The following is a 19,743-nucleotide window of genomic DNA, read 5'->3' as shown; positions in this document are numbered from 1 at the left end:
CAGCTATCTGTTTTGGGCGTGATAGGCGTCGTTGGGCTGCATTCCGACAGCCGACGCCATGCGGTTGGACATTGAGAAGAACCCGACCGTCGCTGCGATATCCCAGATGTCACGGTCTGAAAAACCGACTTGCCGCAGCGCGTCGCGGTCAGCCTCGGTTGTTTCAGACGAGGCTTTTGTGATCTTCTCGGAAAAGCTGAGCATGGCCTGTTGGCGCGTGTCCAGTTCGGCGGCGCGCCAATTCATCACCATTGCTTCGCCCAACTTGGGATCGCCCGACAGCGCACGCACGGCAGCCCCGTGGGCGACTTGGCAATACCAGCAGCGGTTGATCGAGCTGACCACAACTGCAATCATCTCGCGTTCCAATTTGGACAGCCCGCTTTCGCCCAGCATAAGTTCGTTATACATGGCCGAGAAGGCCCGTAGCTTCTCCATGTCGAACGCATAGGCTTTCAACACATTCGGCACCAGACCCAGCTTTTCATCGCAGATGTCAAAGTATTTCTGAATATCCTCGGGCAGCGGGTCGACCATTGGCAGGTCCAGCGCAGTCACACCGTCATTGTCATGTTTCATCATTGCATACCCTGGCTATGGTTTGGTGCGGTAATGGTAATGTCCGACAAGGTTCATTCCCATATTGGCATAAAGCGGATTGGCGGCGTGGTTGCCTTGGGTCACGATCAGGGCTACGTATTTCGCGCCCTGTTCCTTTGCCCAGATGGCGGCCTGCTTCATCAGGTTTTGACCGGTGCCCCGCCGCCGCATCTTTTCGTCGACATGCAGGGCGTGCACCATGGCGATGTCACCGTGAATGCCCACGAAGCCGACGCCTGACGGCTTGTCGTCTGTCCGCGCAAGCAGCGCGGTCTTGGGGCAAGCTGCACGAGCCATCACGGCGCGCCGGTCCGCCCCGATGCCGCCTCGTTCCCAAAGCTCGTCCATGATCGACAGAGCAGGCCAAGCGCAAAATGCAGACACGGGCGGCGGGGCGTCATTGGCCAAATCGTCAACATGCGATACCCAGAAATTAACCGGATCGACAACGTGATAGCCGTGTTTCTCCAGCATATCGTCCAAATTCTCATCGCCATGCCGGATCTGGAACAACGGGTCCATGCCCTGCGCGCGCATCGCTTTTTCGGCGACCGGCAGGTCTGCTTCGGTGGTCGGCCAGCTTTCGGTCGCTGCCGACGCCCGCTTACCGCCGCCCGCGCCATCGCGTATGACCCATGCTCCCACGCGTTGGGTGGAGGCGGGGGGCCATGTTGCCTCGCTGGCTTCGATGATCTGGTCGGCGTTGGGAAGGTCGCGTTTCATTTGGCCTCCGGAAAAAGTTGGAACAAGGCGCGGGCGGCGGCGTTAAGCCGGGCGGCATCGGTGCCGCGGATTACGACATTGGCACCGAATTGCCCATGTTCGATGAATGGATATGAACCAAAGCCCAGATCGGCATAATCTGCGGCCAGCTTGCCAAGGGGTCCAGCGATCTCGCCCTCGCCGCGTTCGATGCGGATGGAGCGTGATTGCAACGGCGCACCGCCTGTCAGGCCGGGCAAAACGCTGTCGACCATCGCTTTGAAAACAGACGGAACGCCCGCCATGACATTAACGTTTTCGAGTGTGAAACCGGGCGCGGCTGACACCGGGTTTTCGATAAGCGTCGCGCGATCAGGGATGCGGGCCATACGCTGCCGCGCTTCGTTGAATTCCTGACCTTTGGCGGCATAATGCGCGGCCAGCAGGTTGCGGGCATCGTCGCGAATGTCGATATGGTCGCCGAACGCGCGTGCGATGCAGTCGGCGGTGATGTCGTCATGGGTTGGCCCGATCCCGCCCGAGGTAAAGACGTGATCGAAACGGCCAGCAAGTTCTTTCACCGCAGCCTCAATTGCGCGCGGGTCATCAGACACGACACGCACCTCTTTCAGGTCGATACCGCATTCGGTCAGCTTGCCCGCAAGATGATGCATGTTGGCATCCCTTGTCCGGCCTGACAAAATCTCGTCTCCGATGACCAGCATGGCGGCGGTCGGGTTCGGCATGGCTTGTTCCTTTTCTTCTTCCGGTATAGGCCCGCTTTATGAAATTTCCCAGCCCTCTTGTGCCCGCAATTCTTGTCCGACGCTACAAACGGTTCCTTGCCGATTGTGTGCTGGATGACGGGCGCGAAGTGACGGCGCATTGCGCCAATCCCGGATCGATGATGGGGCTGGCCGTGCCAGGGACGAAGATCTGGCTGGAGCCGAATGACGATCCCAGGAAGAAGCTGAAGTTTGGCTGGCGGCTGGTCGATCATCAGAACGGGCATTTCACCGGCGTTGACACGTCGATCCCCAACCGTGCCCTGCGCGCGGCCCTGCAGGCGCACGAGGTTGGCGGGCTGAATGACTATCACACCGTCCGGGCCGAGGTGAAATACGGTGAAAACAGCCGCATTGATTTCCTGCTGGAAGGTGACGGGCTGACCTATGTCGAGGTCAAGTCCGTGACGTTAAGCCGCCAGCCCGGCTTGGCGGAGTTTCCCGACAGCGTCACCGCGCGCGGGACCAAACATCTTGGTGAACTGGCCACCATGGTCGGTCAGGGTCATCGCGCTGTGATGCTTTACTTGGTGCAGCGCACAGATTGTGACCGGTTCGATCTGGCGCGGGATATCGACCCCACCTATGGCGCCGCTTTTGATGCCGCCCGCGCGGCGGGTGTCGAAGTGATGGTGCTGGGCGCGCGGATCAGCCCGGACGGAATTACGGTCGGCGCCCCTCTGGCGTCTTTGGCTTGAACACCGTATTTAGGGGCGAAGCAGAAGGATTTTTCCATGGACGACACCATGCGCGTGACCAAAGAAGGCATCCGCCTTTATGACAGCTCTGATTTCGCCGGGATGCACAAGGCGGGGCATTTGGCCGCCGATATTCTGGACCGCATCGCCCCCATGATGGCGCCGGGTGTGACGACTGCCGAAGTTGACGCTGCAATTGAAGCGATGGTGGACGAGGCCGGCGCGGTCTCTGCGACCATCGGTTACAAGGGTTACAAACACGCGTCCTGCATTTCGCTGAACCACGTGGTCTGTCACGGTATTCCGGGATCGAAAACGCCCAAAGGCAAGAATGAAAAATCGGCGCGCAAGCATGACGAGTTGATAGACGGTGACATACTGAACGTGGATGTGACCGTTATCGTCGATGGTTGGTATGGCGACACAAGCCGCATGTATAAGGTTGGCAAAATCAAACCCTTTGCGGATCGCCTGATCCAGGTGACCCATGACGCCCTGATGAAAGGGATCGAGGCTGTGCGCCCCGGCAACACCTTCGGCGATATCGGTCACGCCATCCAGACGCATGTGGAAAGCCACCGCATGTCCGTCGTGCGCGATTTCTGCGGTCACGGGCTGGGGCAGGTGTTCCATGCGCCGCCCAACGTTTTGCATTATGGCCGCCCCGGACATGGGCCAGTGCTGGAAGAAGGCATGTTCTTCACTATCGAACCGATGGTTAATCTGGGCCGGCCCGAGACAAAGGTCCTGCCCGATGAGTGGACGGCGATCACCCGCGATAAATCACTTTCGGCGCAGTTTGAACACTCAATCGGGGTGACGGCAGGCGGGTGCGAGATTTTCACTCTGTCCCCCGCAGGGAAATTCCACCCGACGTGGGATTGACATTGACCTAGGGGAAGCTTTTGCTGCTTTTCCCCGCGACACGAAAAAATCCGTTCAAGATCAGCACCATTCGAGCATTGATTTTCAGAGGTCACGCGCGGTGCCGTTTTTCAATTGCACTCGCAAGCTGCCCTGCATAGGTTCGCTATGCCGTGGTGCAATAGGTGCTGCGGCTTCCGCGACCAACGTGCGCGGCTGTCCTTACGAAAAAATCGGAGGGTGTCAGATGACCCACTTCCGCCCCTTTGCCCCGAAATCCATCATCACATCCCTTGCTGCGGCGACCGCCCTTGCGATGTCGGCCAGCGCCGGTATCGCGCAAGAGGTCACGTTGCGATTTCAGCATTTTGTGTCGCCCTTGTCGTCCAGCCCAACTTATTTCATGACCCCTTGGGCCGAGAAGGTCGAAAAAGACTCCGGTGGGCGTATCAAGGTTGAACTGTATCCGGCCATGCAATTGGGCGGCAAAGCCAGCAGCCAATATGACCTGATCCGCGACGGTGCGATTGATGGGGGTTGGGTCATTCCCGGCTATCAACCCGGTCGCTTCCCCGAAAGCGAAGCGATGGAGCTTCCTTTCATGACAACAAAATCCGGTGAAGAGGCATCCAAAGCGGCTTGGGTCTATACCCAGAAATACTTGATGGACGACTTTGCGGATGTAAAGGTCATCGCCGCACACATGCATGGGCGCGGGATCGTTCACAAGAAGGGCGACCCGATTGCCTCCGTTGCAGACTTTCAGAACCTGAAACTGCGCGGCCCGTCACGCACCGCGACGCTGCTGTTAGATAAGCTTGGCGCGATCCCCATCGGGATGCCCGTCCCGGCCTTTCCCGAGGCTCTGGCCAAGGGGGTGCTGGATGGCGGTGTGATCACGTGGGAAATGGCGCCTTCGCTTAAGCTGAACGAACTTGCGGATAGTCACACAGACGTTGCAGGCGACAAGTCGCTTTATAACCTGTTTTTCATCTGGGCGATGAACAAGGATGTATATGACGGACTGCCCGATGACCTGAAAGTGGTGATTGACGCGAATTCGGGCTTTTATACATCCGCATGGGCCGGACGCGCCTATGACACTGGCGATATCGAAGGGCGCGAGGCGATGGCCGCGGACGGAAATATCATTGCCGAAATCTCGGAGGAACAAACCGCTAAAATCCGCGCCTTGGGGGATGAGGTCATTGCCGAATGGATCGAAGATATGAACCAGAAAGGGTTGGACGGTGCGGCGATGGTTGACGATGCGCGCGCAGCGGTGGACGTGACAAGGGCACAATAGGCGGCGCCTAGACCCGCCTTAGAACCGAGATCACGGTATCTCCATACTGTCGCGTATCCAGCAGGGTCACCCCATCCGGCGGGGCAATTGTAGCACTTTCCTCCCATACGATCAGCGCGTTTGGTGCAATCCAGCCGCCCTTGCTTGCGGCGTCCAGTGCCTTTTCGCCCAAGCCTTTGCCATAAGGCGGGTCCAGAAAGATCAGATCATACGGTGACCCACCCGGCAGGCGCGTGGCGTCGCGTTTCAACACTGTGACCTGATCGGCGCAACGGCATTTCGCGATGTTTTCGTGGATCAGCGTCTGTGCCTTGCGGCCATCATCGACAAACGTCACATGCGCCGCCCCGCGCGACAGCGCCTCAAGCCCCAATGCGCCGGTGCCGGCAAACAGGTCCAACACCTTCGCGCCCTCGACGGGGTCGCCGAACCGCCCGCCGGTCAGCATCGAAAAAAGGCTTTCCCGCACCCGGTCCGACGTCGGGCGCAAATGCGCGCCCGCGTCTCCTTTACCCACGCTGGCCAGAGTCAGGCCGCGAAACCGACCGGCGATGATCCTCATCTCAGCAGCGGTTTCAAGTCGGCGGATGGGTCAGCGACGGTTGCCTTGTCTGCGGTTTTACCAGCCTCGATCAGACGCTTGCCAACCATATACGCGCGTGGGTCGTTCATCGCATCGACTGCCAGCAATTGATCGCCTCGATAATACCAAAAGCTGGTGCTGCCATCATGTTCACCCCGTCGTGTGACCACATTATCATAGCCCAAGTTCAACCCGGCGATTTGCAGCTTTACGTCGTACTGATCTGACCAGAACCAAGGTTTCGCCACGTAATCGACTGCTTCACCCATCATATTGCAAGCGACCACTTCCGCCTGATCAATGGCGTTCGGCACACTTTCCAGCCGAATCCGTCCCCCGCGATACGGGAAGGACGTGCAGTCGCCAGCAGCCCAGATGGCCGGGTCAGATGTTCGACCCTGCGCGTCTGTCCAGATGCCGTTGTCAATCCGAAGCCCCGCAGCCTGGGCCAGATCGGTGTTGGGTGCAATGCCCACACCGACCACGGCAAAGTCGAGGTCCAGCTTTGTGCCATCAGACAGGACTGCACCGCTGATGCGCCCGTCACCAGTTAACCGCTCCAGCCCGATACCTTCGCGAATATCGACACCGTGTGCTGTATGCAGCGCCCGGAAATAGGACGAGGTTTCAGGCGCAGCCACCCTTTGAAGAAGACGGTCGGCCATCTCGACCAGTGTGACGTGCAAACCTTTCTTGGCCGCGACCGCTGCGGCCTCAAGCCCGATATACCCACCGCCGATGATCAACACGCGGCGACCTTGCGTAAATTCCGGCGCCATCCGGTTCACATCCGCAAGGGTGCGCACCACATGGACGCCCTGCAATCTGCCGCCGATGGCGTCGGGCAGGAGGCGCGGCACAGATCCGGTGGTCAACGCTAATTGATCATAGGCGATGCGCTCGTCCCCAATCACCACTTCGCGCCGTTCGGGGTCGATCGCGTCTACAAGGGTGCCCAACCGCAAGGTGATATCATTTTCGGCATAGAAGCTTTCGGGGCGCAGATACAAACGCTCCTCATCCATTTCACCCAGCAGATAGGCTTTCGACAGTGGCGGGCGTTGGTAGGGTGGCGCGGTTTCGGCCCCGATCAGGGTGATTTTGCCGTCAAAACCCGAGTTTCGAAGCTTGGCAACAAGCGACGCACCGGCTTGCCCGGCGCCGATGACAATAATGTGAGACATGCGGGGCTTCCATTTTCTGCTGACCTGACGCGGTTTGCAGACTATGACTAGGAGCAGTGGAAACACAATCAGGGATGTTAAAAATGACTCTATCAGTTGGTGACAAACTACCGAATGCGACGTTGTTGCAAATGGGGGATGACGGGCCAGAGCCGGTTGAACTGTCGTCCCTGACCAAAGGGCGCAAGGTCGTGATCTTCGCCCTTCCGGGAGCTTATACCGGCACTTGCACGACCGCGCATGTGCCCAGTTTCATGCGCACAAAGCCCGATTTTGACAAGAAAGGCGTGGACGAGGTCATCTGTATCTCAGTGAATGATCCATTTGTCATGCAGGCTTGGGGCGAAAGCACCGGCGCGACCGAAGCCGGCATTACCATGCTGGGCGATGCCGACGGGTCGTTCACGCGCGACGTGGGCATGGTGTTCGATGCACCGCCCGCCGGCCTGATCAACCGCTCGCGCCGCTATGCGCTTTATGCGGAAGACGGCGTGGTCAAGGTGTTGAACGCTGAAGAAAATCCGGGTGTTTGCGAAACATCAGGGGGCGAGGCGCTGTTGGCCGACATGCAGTCCTAGTCGCCTTCGTCGATCACCGTTTTCCGAAAAGGGCCGTATGAGGTCAGGATATCCATATCTCCCTCGACGGCCCTTTTCTCGGCGCCTAAAAATTCACTGACCGCATCGCGAAAGCTGGGTTCGGCGATCCAGTGCAGTGAATGGGTGGTGACCGGCAAATAGCCGCGCGCAAGTTTGTGTTCACCCTGCGCGCCCGCCTCGACCCGCTGTAGATTGTGTTGGATGGCGAAGTCGATGGCCTGATAATAACACAGTTCGAAATGCAGGCAGGGATGGTGTTCTGACGCGCCCCAATAGCGGCCAAACAGAGTATCTCGTCCGATCAGGTTCAGCGCCCCGGCAATCGGCCGACCGTCGCGCAGCGCAAAAACTAGTAACACGTCATCGCGCATCGAGGCGTGCAATTCATCAAAGAACGCGCGCGTCAAATAAGGGCGGCCCCATTTGCGCGCGCCCGTGTCCTGATAAAAATGCCAGAAAGTGTCCCAATGATGGGACTGGATGTCGTCGCCGGTGAAGGCTGCGATACGGCCGCCGAATTCTTGGGCTTGCCGGCGCTCTTTTCGAAGCTGTTTGCGCTTCCGCGAACTTAGGCCACTCAGAAAATCATCGAAATCGGCATAGCCGTGGTTTTCCCAGTGAAACTGTTGCCCAATGCGATGAAGCAAGCCCATCTGCGCCCCTGCCTGGGCCTCGTCTTCGGTGCAGAAGGTGATATGCGCCGAGCTCAGCCCGTTTTCCGTCGCGATCTGCATCATGCCTTGCACCAACCCGGCGCGTCCGATGGCATCATGGCCGGGCCGGGTGAGAAAACGCCGCCCGGTTACGGGTGTGAACGGAACGGCCAATTGCAGCTTTGGATAGTACTGCCCGCCCGCGCGGTCGTAGGCATCGGCCCAACTGTGATCGAACACATATTCGCCTTGGCTGTGCGTCTTGGCATACAAGGGGGCGACGGCGATCACCTGCCCCCCGGCGTGAACGCTGAGGTAGTGCGGCTGCCATCCCGTTCGTCCGCCCACACTGCCCGATTTCTCTAACGCCAACAGGAACCGATGGGTTGTGAACGGGTCGATGGAGCGGACGCCATCTGATGCTTCGGGACCGGCGCAGGCATCCCAATCGCGGGCTGCGATGCTGGACAGGCTGTTGTGGGTGCGGATTTCGATTTTGGTATCAGTCACTTGCCCATTGGACCCAAGATCGGTCGGGCGGTCAAGCCGGATAGCCCTCAAAGGTGATATTGTCAGCTATTTTGCGTGCTTCGATCTCGTCCTTTTTTGAACGGATCGTCCAACAAAGAACGGGCACTCCCCGCGCTTTCAGGCGAGCAACGGCAAGGCTGTGCAAATCGCTGGCCTCGTGGCTGATAAAACTTGCGCCGACCCGGTCGAAATCGGGAATGTCACGCAGATACCGACGTGTTGCAGCAGGGATCAGGCTTTCGGGATCGTCGCGGAACGCGGCGGTCGTCAGGCCCACCGGGTGGCCCGTGTCAAGGGCGCCGAACGCGGCGACGGAATGAGGATTGAACGACATCAGCGCCACATCACCGGTATAGTTTTTCAATGCGTCCGCCGTGGCCTGTTCCAGCGGACCAGTGCGCGGTCCCATCGCACCGTCCTGATCCTTCAGTTCGACTAGCAGAGGCACGCGTCCTGCGACGATGTTCAGGACCTCGGCAAAGGTTGGGATCCCCTCGTTTCCATGGGTCAGGTTGATCCCGCCCAGTTCAGTGGCCGAGCGTTGTTGGACCGCACCTGACTGCCCTGTCAGCCGGGCCAGATCATAATCGTGAAAGACCATCGCCTGCGCATCCTTGGACAGTTGCAAGTCTATCTCGATCCCATAGCCTGCGTCGATGGCAGCCCGGATCGCTGCGCGCGAGTTTTCCGGACGGCCAGCGGCAAGATCATGCAACGCACGATGAGCGATCGGACGCGCCAAGAAGCTGTCCGGCAGAGGGGGCGGCGATTGGGTCATTTGATCTGGAAGATGCCTTCGATTTCAACGGCGACACCAAACGGAAGGCTGGCGGCTGAAACAGCCGACCGTGCATGGCGACCAGCGTCGCCCAAAACCTCGACCATGAAATCGGACGCACCGTTGATCACTGTGGGCTGCTCGCTAAAATCGCTGGTCGAGTTCACGAAGCCCGTCAGCTTGACGACCCGTTGTAGCCGGTCCAGATCACCACCACAGGCGGCTTTGACCTGGGCAAGTAAGCTGATCGCGCACCCGCGCGCTGCAAGCGCACCATCTGGCGCGGTCATGTCTTCACCCAGCTTTCCCGTCAGGAACTCACCATCTCTGGTCGATATCTGGCCTGAAACGTGAACCAGATCGCCAACCCGGACATAGGGAACGTAGTTGGCCGCTGGCGCTGGTGCGTCCGGCAGAGTTACGCCAAGTTCCGTCAGACGGGCTTCAATTTTGCTCATGTCGTGTCCTTTTCGATTGGTTCCCCGTATCGCGCAGGGGTTTCCGGACGCTAGCTTGCGATCCATGCGGTGAAAAGGGCGAAAGCGGCGGCAATGCGCAGTTCGCAGGTTTCGGCTGCTAGTGTTCGCGCATCGCCCGGTCAAAAAAACCGGTGATGGGGCTTAGCAGGTAGGACATCGGACTATGGTCCCCGGTCTTGATGAAAGCCGTAACTGGCATTCCGGGCAGCAGCTGCGCATCAGTGGGTAGGCGTGCGCGTTCGGTGTCGGGGATCGCGATCTTGATGGTATAGTAAAGTTGCCCGGTTCTTGCATCTTCCAAAGCGGCAGCCGAGATCTTATGCACTTTTGCTCTTAGCTCAGAGGTTTCGCGTTGAGTCAATGCCGCAAAGGTCAACGTCACGAGTTGGCCGATGAAAATCTGGTCGACATCTGTTGGCGATAGCCGGGCGACGACCTGCATACTGTGATCCTGCGGAATGATATGCAGCAGCGATTGGCCGGCCCTCACGACAGAGCCCGGGGTCAGGGCCTGAAGGTCGTGTATGACGCCGGCGGCGGGTGCGCGAATGGTCAGCCGTTCAATTTCTTGGGTCAGGCTGCGCATCTTTTCCGACAGTTCGTTGGCAGTGACGTGGTGGTCGCGCAGCTTGGCAATTGCGGCGTCCTGTCGTTCAGCTTGCAACGCCAGCTTTTGCAGATCGGTTTCGGTCAGTTGCAGCGCGGCTTGGGCGCGGGTGGCGGCAATTTCGGCCAGTCGTCCGGTCAAGGCCGCCTTTTCCCGGCGCAGCGACAGGACGCGTGGGTATTGTGACAACCCGTCAGCCAGCAGTTTTTCTTGCCGGGTTAAATCCTCCAGCAGCAGAATTCGCTGCATCACCAAGGCGCGGTGCTGCGCGTCCAACCCATCAATCTGTGCCCTGATTTGTGACGCGCGTTTGTCCAATTGCGCTAGTTGCGTTCGCAGAACCGCGCGATGTGACCGGAACAACCGGGTCTGACCCGCGATCATTTCCGCCACGTCAGGGCGGAAGCGGGCGTGGTCGTGCAACACCGCAGGATAGGACAATTCGGCTGCATCATCGCGTTCAGCCGTCAGGCGGGCGATGCGTGTCAAGATTTCAAAATACTGGTTTTCTGTGATCCTGTATTGCGAAGTATATCGCGCGTCGTCCAGCATCATCAGGATATCGTCCTTGCGGACGGTATCGCTGTTTTCGACCATGACCGCAACGACGACCCCACCATCGGGATGCTGCACGATATGTTGGAGCCGATCGGGGTGCAACGTGCCGTATGCCACCACCGCGCCGGCAATACGGGCCGTTGCGGACCACGTGCCAAAGCCGCCGATCAGCAAGAACAGCATGGTAAAACCAAGCAGCAGAAAACGTCGGGCGGAAAGGTCATGCCCTGTCATCAAACCCTCCACCGATGCCGTGTATTGAGTGTATTTGTGCAGCGTTACGCACGCGTTTCCTTAGAATCTCGTCGCGGGGTCCGATTTCCGTCGCGCATCCGTCATCAAGTACCATCAGCATATCGCAATGTTGTATGGCGGCAGGACGATGCGCCATGATTACGACCGCACCACCCCGCAGCTTCACCGTCTGGATGGCCGCATTCAGGGCGACCGATCCGTCATGATCCAGGTTCGAATTTGGTTCATCCAGAATGACCAGAGGCGGCGTGCCAAAAAGCGCGCGTGCAAGGCAGATACGTTGCATTTGGCCACCTGAAAGCGGATTGTTGCCCGAAGTGACTTTTGTGTCATAACCTTGGGGCAGTGACAGGATCAGATCATGTGCGTCGGCAGCCTGTGCGGCAGCGATCACCGTGGCATCGTCGGCCTTGGGGCAAAAGCCCGCGATATTTTCTGCAATGGTCCCATCAAATAGCAGCACCCGTTGCGGCAGATATCCGACAATGCGGCCCAAGGCGTCAGACGCATAGTGATCCAGCGCCGCGCCGCCCAGTCGGACCGTGCCGGCGCTTGGCGCACGCGTCCCTGTCAGCACCTGAGCCAGCGTGGATTTGCCTGCTCCGGTTGGCCCGATCACACCCAACGCGGTGCCCGGTTTCAGGTGAAACGAAATGCCGCGCAGAACAGCATAGCTGTGGCCCTCGGGAATGACGGTCAGGTTGTTGACATGCACATCTGAAGCCGGGGTTGGCAGCGCGGTCCGGTCTGTTTTGCATGTGGCAGTCGTGAGACGTTGCGCCAGCGACAGCCAAGCGGATCGGGCGCGCTGCACCAATGGCCATTGACCGATGGCCAGATCGACCGGTGCCAGCGCGCGGGACAGCAGGATCGACCCGGCGATCATCGCCCCCGGTGAGATTGCGCCTTGCACCGCCAGATACGCTCCGAGCCCCAACATGGCTGATTGTAAGAACTGTCGGAAGGTTTTAGAGAAAACTGCGAACTGGCTTTGCCGGTCCGAGACGTGAATGGCCGAACGTAACGTCGTGCGTCGAACTTGCTGCCATCGCTGAAAAGCATGATCGGTCAGACCAAGGGCGCGGACCATTGGTGCTTCGGTTTGCAGCCGCTCGGCTAGTTGGTCGGACGCACGATTTTGTGCTGCTACAACCGATGCCGGCCCCCTTGTCAGCGCTTGGTTTGTAAGCGTCACCGCAACCAGTAGCGCCCCGCCCGACAAGGCGAGCGCGCCAAGCCAAGGGTGAAATAACGTGATCGCCAGTAAAAACACCGGCGTCCAAGGCATATCAAATAAAGCGGTCACGACAGGGCTGGCCAATAGCTGTCGGATCGCGTCGGCATCCCGCACCGCGCTGGGCGGTGTCCCGGAGCCGGCCATGACTTGCGCGGGATCAAGGTCGGCACGAAATACGCGTTCGTCCAAACCAGCCTGAAACCGAGCCCCGGCGCGGGCAAGGATCCGCCCACGCGCATAATCAAGGCAGCCCATCACAATAAACAGAAAGGTCATCAATAATGTAAGTGCGACCAGTGTTTCCACTGATCGGCTGCTGAGCACGCGATCATAGATTTGCAGCATGTATATCGGGGCGGTCAGCATCAGCAGGTTGACGAACACCGAAAACAGCGCCGCGCTGATCAACAAGCCGTGAAGTTTACGCCGTATCTTGCGCAGTTCTTCATGACCAAATTCTAACTCTTCATGGCGCATTTGGCTTGTTCCATTGGGTTTCAGCGTGGCAGATGCGTCGGTTGGCGGTACGTGTTTCGGTGGGAATCTGCTTGTATTCTGTCACCCAATAGACACATAAAAAGCTGAAGATCCCTTAACGGCTTTGCAATGAACGCTCGTGCATTATGTGAGGCGTGAACAATTGATGTGCTGCCAGACAAAGATATCAAAGTGACGAAACTGATTACGAAGTATTCTCCGGCGATTGCTGGCCTTTTGTTGGTCGCGTTGGGCGCTTGTGCAAAAGCGCCTGCGCCATCGGGCTATGCTGACCCGCACGAGGTTCAGAACCGGCGCACGCATGGTGCGAATATTGACCTTGACCGTGCGCTGGTGTCGCCCGCGTCCGATGTCTATGGCGAAGCGGTCCCGCGCGAGGTGCGCGATGTTGTGTCGGTCTTCTCGGACAATGCAAGCCTGCCGGGCGTGGTCGTAAACAACATCCTGCAAGGTAATGTTGAAGATGCGGCGCACAACGCGATCCGCTTTTTGTTCAACACCACGTTCGGATTGTTGGGTACGATTGATGTGGCGACGGATATTGGGCTGGAAGAACGCGACACCGATTTTGGCGAAACGCTTCATATCTGGGGTGCGCCCGAGGGCGATTACGTGGTTCTTCCTGTCTTTGGGCCATCGACCGAACGCGATGGCTTCGGGATCGTTGCGGACTTCTTCTTGAATCCGCTGAGCTTGGTTTTGCCGACTGACGTGAAACACCTTCCCAAGGCGACTTGGGTTCTGTCAAAGTTCGGCGACCGTTACACTTTCGGCGACACGATTGACGAGTTCTATTATAGCGAAGATGGTTACGAGCTGATGCAGCTGTATTACCTCGACTCGCGCCGGTATGAACTTGGGATCGAGGTCGAGGATACTGAACTTGAGGATATTTACGATGCGTATGATGGGTAACCAAACCTCACTGACACGCCGCGCAATGCTGGGCGGATTGGCCGGGCTGGGCGTAATGGCGCTGCTGCCGGGTCGCGCTTTGGCGGCGATCTCGGCTGACCGGGCGGAAAGCCTTATTGATCAGGTTGTCAGTGATATCAATGGGATCATCAACTCCGGTGCGTCGGAAGGCACCATGATCAAACGTTTCGAGAACGTGTTTGCGAAATATGCCGATGTTAACTTTATCGCGCTGTCGGCCCTTGGCCCGGATGGAAGATCCGCAAGCGCGTCGCAAAAAGCAGCTTTCGTAAAGGCATTTCGCGCCTATGTGGCACGCCGGTATGGCAGCCGTTTCCGCGAATTCCAAGGCGGCAGCATTAACGTTGTCAACACGAAGCAGGTGAAAAGCCGGTACGAAGTGATGACCCAGACTCAGTTAAGGGGCAAATCACCCTTTGACGTCGTGTTCGTGGTGTCAGCCAAGAACGGCAAATTTATCGACATGCAGGTGGAAGGTATTTCCATCGTGAAATCCGAACGGAAAGAGATCGGTGCGATGCTGGACCGTCGTGGCGGTGATTTGAACAAGCTGATCGCGGATCTGAAATAAGGCTGACCGCCCTGCCGACTCAATTTGAACAACGCCCCTGCGCTGCACACGCGGGGGCGTTTTTCGTTTCACGAAGGTCGTGGTCTTGAAAAGGGTTGCATCCGTAAGTATCAAGATTACCCAATTTGAAGGAGTATCGGCGTGGCGGATGCAAGCTGGCCCAAGGGAACCCAAATTGAAAGTTTCGGCTTTCTGACGCAGGCGCTGGCGCGTTGCGTTGACGGTGCGATGAAGGAACGATTGGCCGATCTGGAGCTGAATTTTCGTTTTTTCATGACCCTGATGCAACTTCTTGCGCAGGACGGCCAAAGCCAGCGCGAGCTGGGCAAGAAGCTGAAGCTGCCTGAATATCAGATCAGCCGCAATCTGGATGCGATGGCGCAGGATGACCTGATCGAACGCCGCTCACACCCATCTAACCGCCGAACGACGCAGGTTTTTCTGACCCAGAAAGGCCGCGAGATGGCGCAGAAGCTGCCACCGCTCATCAACGCTTTGAACAATACGTTCCTGCGCGATCTGACCAAAGATGAACGCGACACGCTTATCAGCTTGCTGCAACGTGTCCTGTTGACGACGGCGTGACCATCTGCGGTTGCGCTAGTTCTTGCCAAAGATCGAGCGTAGCACGCCGATAAATGCATCCTCGACCGCTTCGCCAACCGATTGACCGCCTTGTGGACGCCCGCCGCCGCGCTGACCTTCGGACGAAAAGACCTGTCCGTTAAATTGGGGGGCCGCGCCGGGGCGGATCATGGGCAGAGGGGTCGGCACCAGTTCGGACTGGATGCCCACCATCGCTTCACGCCAGATCTCGGCGGGCAAGCCACCGCCGGTGACACCCTTCAGTGGCGTATTGTCATCATACCCCATCCAGACGCCCATCACGTATTCGGCGGTGAATCCGATGAACCACGCATCGCGGGACGAGTTCGTGGTGCCGGTCTTGCCTGCGATTTCCAGCCCATCAATCTTGGCGCGGCCACCGGTGCCGGCTTCGACCACGCGGCTCATCATATAAACCAGTTGCTGCGCGGCCTGCTGCGAGATGACACGCTCACCAATACCGCCGGACTGTGTCATCAGCGGATCGCTTTCGCCCACTAGACTGAGTTCGGTCAGGCCATAGGGAATGACCGCCGAGCCGCCGTTCAGGATGCCCGAAAACGCCCCCGTGGTTTCCAGCAAGGTACTTTCTGACGCACCCAGCGCCAGCGCAGGGCCAGCGGCCAGATCACTTTCAATGCCAAACATTGATGCCACACTGCGCACGGCTTCAAGCCCGACATCTTGGGCAACCTTAACGGCAGGGATGTTCAAGGACCGCGCCAGCGCTTCGGTCAGGCTGACATTACCGTAATGTTTGCGGGTATAGTTTTTTGGGCACCACTGGCCCGATCCGGGGACGTTCACGCAGTAAGGTTCGTCCAGAATGAAGTCATCCCAGCGATAGCCCATGTCCAGCGCCGCCGCATAAACGAAGGGTTTGAAGGCTGATCCGGTTTGACGTTTGGCCTGTGTGGCCCGGTTGAACGCGCCCGTCACCTTGGTTTCGCGCCCGCCGACCATGCCGCGCACTGCGCCGTCCGAGCTCATCACAACGATGGCGGCTTCAGCTTCGGACCCGGACGAGACCTTGGTTTCGAAAATCTTGGTCATAGCATTCTCGGCAGCGGTCTGGATACGGGGGTCCAGCGTTGTCTTGATGATGACATCCTCGGTCGTCTTGCGGGTCAGGAACGCGGGCAGATCGCCCATGATCCAGTCTGCAAAATATCCGCCTGCCTGCGCCTTGGCAGCCGTGGACAGGGTCGCTGGGTTAGCTTGAAACTTGGTCGCCTGATCGTTGCTCAGATATCCTTGTTCGCTCATCAGACGCAGTACGGTCGCGGCGCGATCCTGTGATCGTTTCAGGTTTGCAGTCGGGGCATAGACCGACGGCTTGGGCAACATCCCCGCCAGCATCGCGGCCTGTGCCGGGTTCAGCTCTGACGCCGGAATGGCGAAGTAACGCTGGGCCGCGGCGTCAAAGCCGTGCGACCCGGCACCCAGATAGGCCCGATTAAGATAGATCGTCAGAATCTCGTCTTTTGTGAACTTGGTTTCCAGTGCCATCGCATAGACGGCTTCCTTAATCTTGCGGCGAAGCGATCCTTGGCGGCAGTCAGCTTCATAAGCCGCTTCGTTCTTCCACTCATTCGGGTCGAACGGCACACCTAGGCATAGAAGTTTCGCCACCTGCTGGGTCAGGGTTGATCCGCCGTGACCCGACAGCGGGCCGCGCCCTTCGCTCAGGTTGATGCGGATGGCGCTGGCGATGCCGCGCGGGCTGAGGCCAAAGTGATTGTAAAAGCGTTTATCCTCGCTGGCGATGATCGCATCGGTCAGATAGGGGCTGGCGGTTTCGGTGTTGATGGTGCGACCGCGCTGATCGCCCCGCCACGCATAGACCGCGCCATAGCGGTCAAGAATCGTCACCGAACCTTTCGCCCGACCGTCCAGCAGGGCATTCAGTTCCGGCATGGTGGCCGCGAAATAGAACACTGCAATCCCGATAATCAAAGCGACGACCGCAGCCGCCTTCCACGTTAACCGCCAGATCAAGCGCAACACCCAGCCGATCAGGAAGATGGGCCACCCAAGAATTCCCTTGGGCCGTCCCGTGTTTCGCCGTGTGCGTTTGGGCGCAGGCTTGCGGGTCTTGCGCCGCGCGGATGGCTTGGCCGCGGGCTTCTTCTTGGAATAGCGTTTGTCTGCCACCAGCTTGGGGCGTTTGGGGCCGGATGGGCTCATGATTCTGGTTCCGCGTCTGCTCGTTCGGTCCGCCGCAGCGAATCGTTTTTCCTGAGTGTAGCCGGTTCCGCGGGCGCCTGCGACTTTTCGCGACGGCTAAAATTTAAGCACACCATTGTGCACGCGCAGCATTTTTTGTGCAACGCCGGTTTTGAGCCTCGGCGGAGCTATGCCAACCCTGTCCTTCGTCCCGTCCTGCATCATTGAATGGGGCTGTGGGAAAGAAAGGAAACGAACGTGAAACTGATCATAGCAACGATCAAGCCTTTCAAACTGGAAGAGGTGCGCGAAGCGCTCACCTCGGTCGGGGTGACTGGGATGATGGTAACAGAAGTCAAAGGGTTCGGCGCGCAGTCGGGCCATACTGAAATCTATCGCGGCGCAGAGTATGCTGTAAATTTCCTGCCAAAACTGAAGCTGGAGGTCGTCGTGGACGATGACCTGGCCCCCGACGTGGTCGAGACGATCGCGAAGTCGGCACATACCGGCAAGATCGGTGATGGCAAGATTTTCACTTTGGATGTTGGCGACGCATTGCGCGTGCGCACTGGCGAAACCGGACCAGACGCCCTTTGAGCGCGCGAGAGGAATAAAAATGACACGTAAATTCGCACTTACAACGGCTCTGCTGGCGACGATGCCCGGTTTGGCCATGGCGCAAGAGGCGAGCGGTGAGACCGCAGCCCACACGCAATTCATCCTGACATCGGTGCTGTTTCTTCTGGGCGGTGTGCTGGTCTTTTGGATGGCCGCTGGTTTCGCCATGCTCGAGGCCGGTTTGGTCCGGTCCAAGAACGTGACGATGCAGCTGACCAAGAACATCGCGTTGTTTTCCATTGCAGCGATCATGTATTGGCTGTCGGGCTACGGCATCATGTATCCGGCTGACTGGCTGATCGAAGGCTGGTTGGGTCCGTTCTTCGCGGTCACATCGCTGGATCCCGTTGGTGTTGCTGCCGATGCTGTGGACGTAGGTTATGCCTCGGGCGCGTCGGACTTCTTCTTCCAGCTGATGTTCTGTGCCACCACCGCTTCGATTGTCTCGGGCACGTTGGCCGAGCGTATCAAACTGTGGCCTTTCCTGGCCTTCGTGGTCGTGCTAACGGGCTTCATCTATCCGATTGAGGCAAGCTGGCAGTGGGGTGGCGGCTGGTTGTCGGAGGCCGGATTCTCGGACTTCGCAGGCTCGACCCTTGTGCACGCAGCCGGTGGTTTCGCTGCTTTGGCTGGCGCCCTGATCCTGGGTCCGCGTCTTGGAAAATACAAAGATGGCCGCACAATCCCGATGCCGGGGTCCAACCTGACGCTTGCCACCTTGGGCACGTTCATCCTGTGGCTGGGTTGGTTCGGCTTCAATGGCGGCTCGCAACTGGCTTTGGGCACGATCTCAGATGTCTCGGACGTGGCGCGCATCTTTGCCAACACCAACATGGCGGCCGCTGCCGGCGCTATCGTCACGATGATCATGACGCAAATACTGTTCAAGAAGGTTGACCTGACGATGACCTTGAACGGCGCACTGGCCGGTCTGGTGTCGATCACCGCCGAGCCGCTTGCACCCAGCCTGTTCCAGTCGCTGATCATTGGCGGCATTGGTGGTGTCATCGTGGTCTTCATGGTTCCGCTGCTGGACAAGCTGAAAATCGACGACGTGGTCGGTGCAATCCCGGTTCACCTGGTCGCTGGTTTCTGGGGCACCTTCATCGTGGCTTGGACCAACGCAGACGCCAGCTTCGGCACCCAGATTTTGGGGTTCGCGGCCATCGGTATCTTCGTCTTCGTGGTCAGCTTCATCGTCTTCTCGATCATCAAGGCCACAATGGGCCTGCGGGTCAGCGAAGAGGAAGAGGTCAACGGCCTCGACATGGCCGAACTGGGCATGGAAGCCTATCCGGAATTCACCAACGGGTGAAAACAAAGCGCCGGGGAATCAACCCCCGGCGCAGATTGGCTGCGCAAATGCCAAGGCCAACAGGGTGGAAAAGGGGGCTGGAAGGCTCCCTTTTCTTTTGGTCAACTGTCGAAATGCTAAAGTCGGCTTTGAGCCCATCTTGCATATTTGCGGTGATGCGGCGAATGTCCGACAACAAGGAGGTAACTGATGGAAGACGAACTTTCTCCATTCGTGCAAACTGATTTTTCTGACTTATCCAAATGGACAGCATTATTGGATGAAGTCGCGAAAGAGAACGAAATGGGTTTCCGCGCGTACATCGCGCCCGTCTCAGAACCTCGTTTCTCAGGCGCTAACCCAAAAGAAGTCGTTGCAGCGTTTCCTGATGCTTCTGTTGTCTTCATTGTCGACAAGATAGCCTTGGAAAAACGGGAAATTCTTTGTGTTGACGTCGAAGATGCGACGGCAATGTTTCGAGCGAAAGCCGATGATCTTTGGATCGTCGAGAACAACGTTTCAATAGGCAATCTTCTTTTCGAGGAGCTGTTGGAACAAGTTGGTGAAGACGGAGTCCTGACCACAGAATAATTCTCGAACTTCGCTGAGGTTGCTGATGGTTTCTGCAGATTTTA

Annotated in this window: 21 protein-coding genes; 10 read left to right on the top strand and 11 right to left on the bottom strand. The window is 58.2% G+C overall.

Annotated elements, in window-relative coordinates; translation table 11 throughout:
* Nucleotides 1-3 precede the first annotated feature (3 nt).
* The 3 genes from MN186_RS13705 to MN186_RS13695 are packed head-to-tail and all read right to left on the bottom strand — an operon-like array spanning nt 4 to nt 2,048.
* Nucleotides 4-579, bottom strand: a complete 576-nt coding sequence (locus MN186_RS13705; RefSeq protein ID WP_242114925.1) for a peroxidase-related enzyme — start codon at nt 577-579, stop codon at nt 4-6.
* A 15-nt stretch (nt 580-594) separates the two neighbouring features.
* The gene (locus MN186_RS13700) at nt 595-1,323 is read right to left on the bottom strand and encodes a GNAT family N-acetyltransferase (RefSeq protein WP_242114924.1); all 729 of its coding nucleotides are present in this window, start codon (nt 1,321-1,323) and stop codon (nt 595-597) included.
* The gene (locus tag MN186_RS13695; RefSeq protein WP_242114923.1) at nt 1,320-2,048 is read right to left on the bottom strand and encodes a competence/damage-inducible protein A; all 729 of its coding nucleotides are present in this window, start codon (nt 2,046-2,048) and stop codon (nt 1,320-1,322) included. The genes MN186_RS13700 and MN186_RS13695 overlap by 4 nt, the downstream gene beginning before the upstream one ends.
* A gap of 38 nt (nt 2,049-2,086) precedes the next feature.
* On the opposite strand from MN186_RS13695, the gene sfsA reads away from it, so the two are divergent.
* The 3 genes from sfsA to MN186_RS13680 all read left to right on the top strand — a co-directional run bounded on the left by sfsA (nt 2,087) and on the right by MN186_RS13680 (nt 4,955).
* The gene (sfsA, locus tag MN186_RS13690) at nt 2,087-2,785 is read left to right on the top strand and encodes a DNA/RNA nuclease SfsA (protein WP_242114922.1); all 699 of its coding nucleotides are present in this window, start codon (nt 2,087-2,089) and stop codon (nt 2,783-2,785) included.
* Between the two features lie 36 nt (nt 2,786-2,821).
* The gene (gene map, locus MN186_RS13685; RefSeq protein ID WP_242114921.1) at nt 2,822-3,670 is read left to right on the top strand and encodes a type I methionyl aminopeptidase; all 849 of its coding nucleotides are present in this window, start codon (nt 2,822-2,824) and stop codon (nt 3,668-3,670) included.
* A 226-nt stretch (nt 3,671-3,896) separates the two neighbouring features.
* Nucleotides 3,897-4,955: a TRAP transporter substrate-binding protein gene (locus tag MN186_RS13680; protein ID WP_242114920.1), complete on the top strand. Its 1,059-nt coding sequence runs from the start codon at nt 3,897-3,899 to the stop codon at nt 4,953-4,955.
* 7 nt (nt 4,956-4,962) lie between these two features.
* Here the strand turns inward: MN186_RS13680 and rsmD are convergent, their stop codons facing one another.
* Entirely contained in the window at nt 4,963-5,517 is a 555-nt protein-coding gene (gene rsmD / locus MN186_RS13675) for a 16S rRNA (guanine(966)-N(2))-methyltransferase RsmD (RefSeq protein ID WP_242114919.1), read from the bottom strand.
* Entirely contained in the window at nt 5,514-6,722 is a 1,209-nt protein-coding gene (locus MN186_RS13670; protein WP_242114918.1) for an NAD(P)/FAD-dependent oxidoreductase, read from the bottom strand. Before MN186_RS13670 ends, rsmD begins: the two co-directional genes overlap by 4 nt.
* Nucleotides 6,723-6,805: 83 nt before the next feature.
* Here MN186_RS13670 and MN186_RS13665 point away from each other — a divergent pair, with 83 nt between their 5' ends.
* On the top strand, nt 6,806-7,300 hold the full coding sequence (locus MN186_RS13665; RefSeq protein ID WP_242114917.1) for a peroxiredoxin: 495 nt from the start codon (nt 6,806-6,808) through the stop codon (nt 7,298-7,300).
* Here MN186_RS13665 and MN186_RS13660 read toward each other — a convergent pair.
* The 5 genes from MN186_RS13660 to MN186_RS13640 form a co-directional block, all read right to left on the bottom strand.
* Nucleotides 7,297-8,484, bottom strand: coding sequence for a GNAT family N-acetyltransferase (locus MN186_RS13660; RefSeq protein ID WP_242114916.1), 1,188 nt, complete (start codon nt 8,482-8,484; stop codon nt 7,297-7,299). The two genes, MN186_RS13665 and MN186_RS13660, sit on opposite strands and share 4 nt — an antisense overlap.
* 31 nt (nt 8,485-8,515) lie before the next feature.
* Nucleotides 8,516-9,283, bottom strand: coding sequence for a glycerophosphodiester phosphodiesterase family protein (locus tag MN186_RS13655; RefSeq protein WP_242114915.1), 768 nt, complete (start codon nt 9,281-9,283; stop codon nt 8,516-8,518).
* Complete coding sequence (locus MN186_RS13650; RefSeq protein WP_242114914.1) at nt 9,280-9,741, bottom strand: RidA family protein; 462 nt, start codon at nt 9,739-9,741, stop codon at nt 9,280-9,282. The genes MN186_RS13655 and MN186_RS13650 overlap by 4 nt, the downstream gene beginning before the upstream one ends.
* 118 nt (nt 9,742-9,859) lie before the next feature.
* On the bottom strand, nt 9,860-11,161 hold the full coding sequence (locus MN186_RS13645) for an HlyD family type I secretion periplasmic adaptor subunit (protein ID WP_242114913.1): 1,302 nt from the start codon (nt 11,159-11,161) through the stop codon (nt 9,860-9,862).
* Nucleotides 11,148-12,896: a type I secretion system permease/ATPase gene (locus MN186_RS13640; RefSeq protein ID WP_242114912.1), complete on the bottom strand. Its 1,749-nt coding sequence runs from the start codon at nt 12,894-12,896 to the stop codon at nt 11,148-11,150. Before MN186_RS13640 ends, MN186_RS13645 begins: the two co-directional genes overlap by 14 nt.
* Before the next feature lie 192 nt (nt 12,897-13,088).
* On the opposite strand from MN186_RS13640, the gene MN186_RS13635 reads away from it, so the two are divergent.
* The 3 genes from MN186_RS13635 to MN186_RS13625 all read left to right on the top strand — a co-directional run bounded on the left by MN186_RS13635 (nt 13,089) and on the right by MN186_RS13625 (nt 15,009).
* Complete coding sequence (locus MN186_RS13635; protein WP_242114911.1) at nt 13,089-13,832, top strand: MlaA family lipoprotein; 744 nt, start codon at nt 13,089-13,091, stop codon at nt 13,830-13,832.
* Nucleotides 13,822-14,424, top strand: a complete 603-nt coding sequence (locus MN186_RS13630; protein WP_242114910.1) for an MlaC/ttg2D family ABC transporter substrate-binding protein — start codon at nt 13,822-13,824, stop codon at nt 14,422-14,424. Before MN186_RS13635 ends, MN186_RS13630 begins: the two co-directional genes overlap by 11 nt.
* Nucleotides 14,425-14,565: 141 nt before the next feature.
* Nucleotides 14,566-15,009, top strand: a complete 444-nt coding sequence (locus MN186_RS13625; RefSeq protein ID WP_242114909.1) for a MarR family winged helix-turn-helix transcriptional regulator — start codon at nt 14,566-14,568, stop codon at nt 15,007-15,009.
* 15 nt (nt 15,010-15,024) lie between these two features.
* Here the strand turns inward: MN186_RS13625 and MN186_RS13620 are convergent, their stop codons facing one another.
* Nucleotides 15,025-17,217 (bottom strand): transglycosylase domain-containing protein, encoded by a 2,193-nt coding sequence (locus MN186_RS13620; RefSeq protein ID WP_242114908.1) that lies wholly within the window; start codon nt 17,215-17,217, stop codon nt 15,025-15,027.
* A 237-nt stretch (nt 17,218-17,454) separates the two neighbouring features.
* Here MN186_RS13620 and MN186_RS13615 point away from each other — a divergent pair, with 237 nt between their 5' ends.
* The 3 genes from MN186_RS13615 (at nt 17,455) to MN186_RS13605 (ending at nt 19,699) form a co-directional block, all read left to right on the top strand.
* Entirely contained in the window at nt 17,455-17,793 is a 339-nt protein-coding gene (locus MN186_RS13615) for a P-II family nitrogen regulator (protein ID WP_242114907.1), read from the top strand.
* 19 nt (nt 17,794-17,812) lie between these two features.
* Nucleotides 17,813-19,129, top strand: coding sequence for an ammonium transporter (gene amt / locus MN186_RS13610; RefSeq protein ID WP_242114906.1), 1,317 nt, complete (start codon nt 17,813-17,815; stop codon nt 19,127-19,129).
* A 189-nt stretch (nt 19,130-19,318) separates the two neighbouring features.
* Nucleotides 19,319-19,699 carry a DUF6924 domain-containing protein gene (locus MN186_RS13605; RefSeq protein WP_242114905.1) on the top strand — a complete coding sequence of 127 codons (381 nt, stop codon included), beginning with the start codon at nt 19,319-19,321 and terminating at the stop codon, nt 19,697-19,699.
* Nucleotides 19,700-19,743: the final 44 nt, after the last annotated feature.

This window comes from Aliiroseovarius sediminis (assembly GCF_022678485.1).
Lineage (GTDB): Bacteria > Pseudomonadota > Alphaproteobacteria > Rhodobacterales > Rhodobacteraceae > Aliiroseovarius > Aliiroseovarius sediminis.
This window is presented reverse-complemented; position numbering and strand designations above follow the sequence as displayed.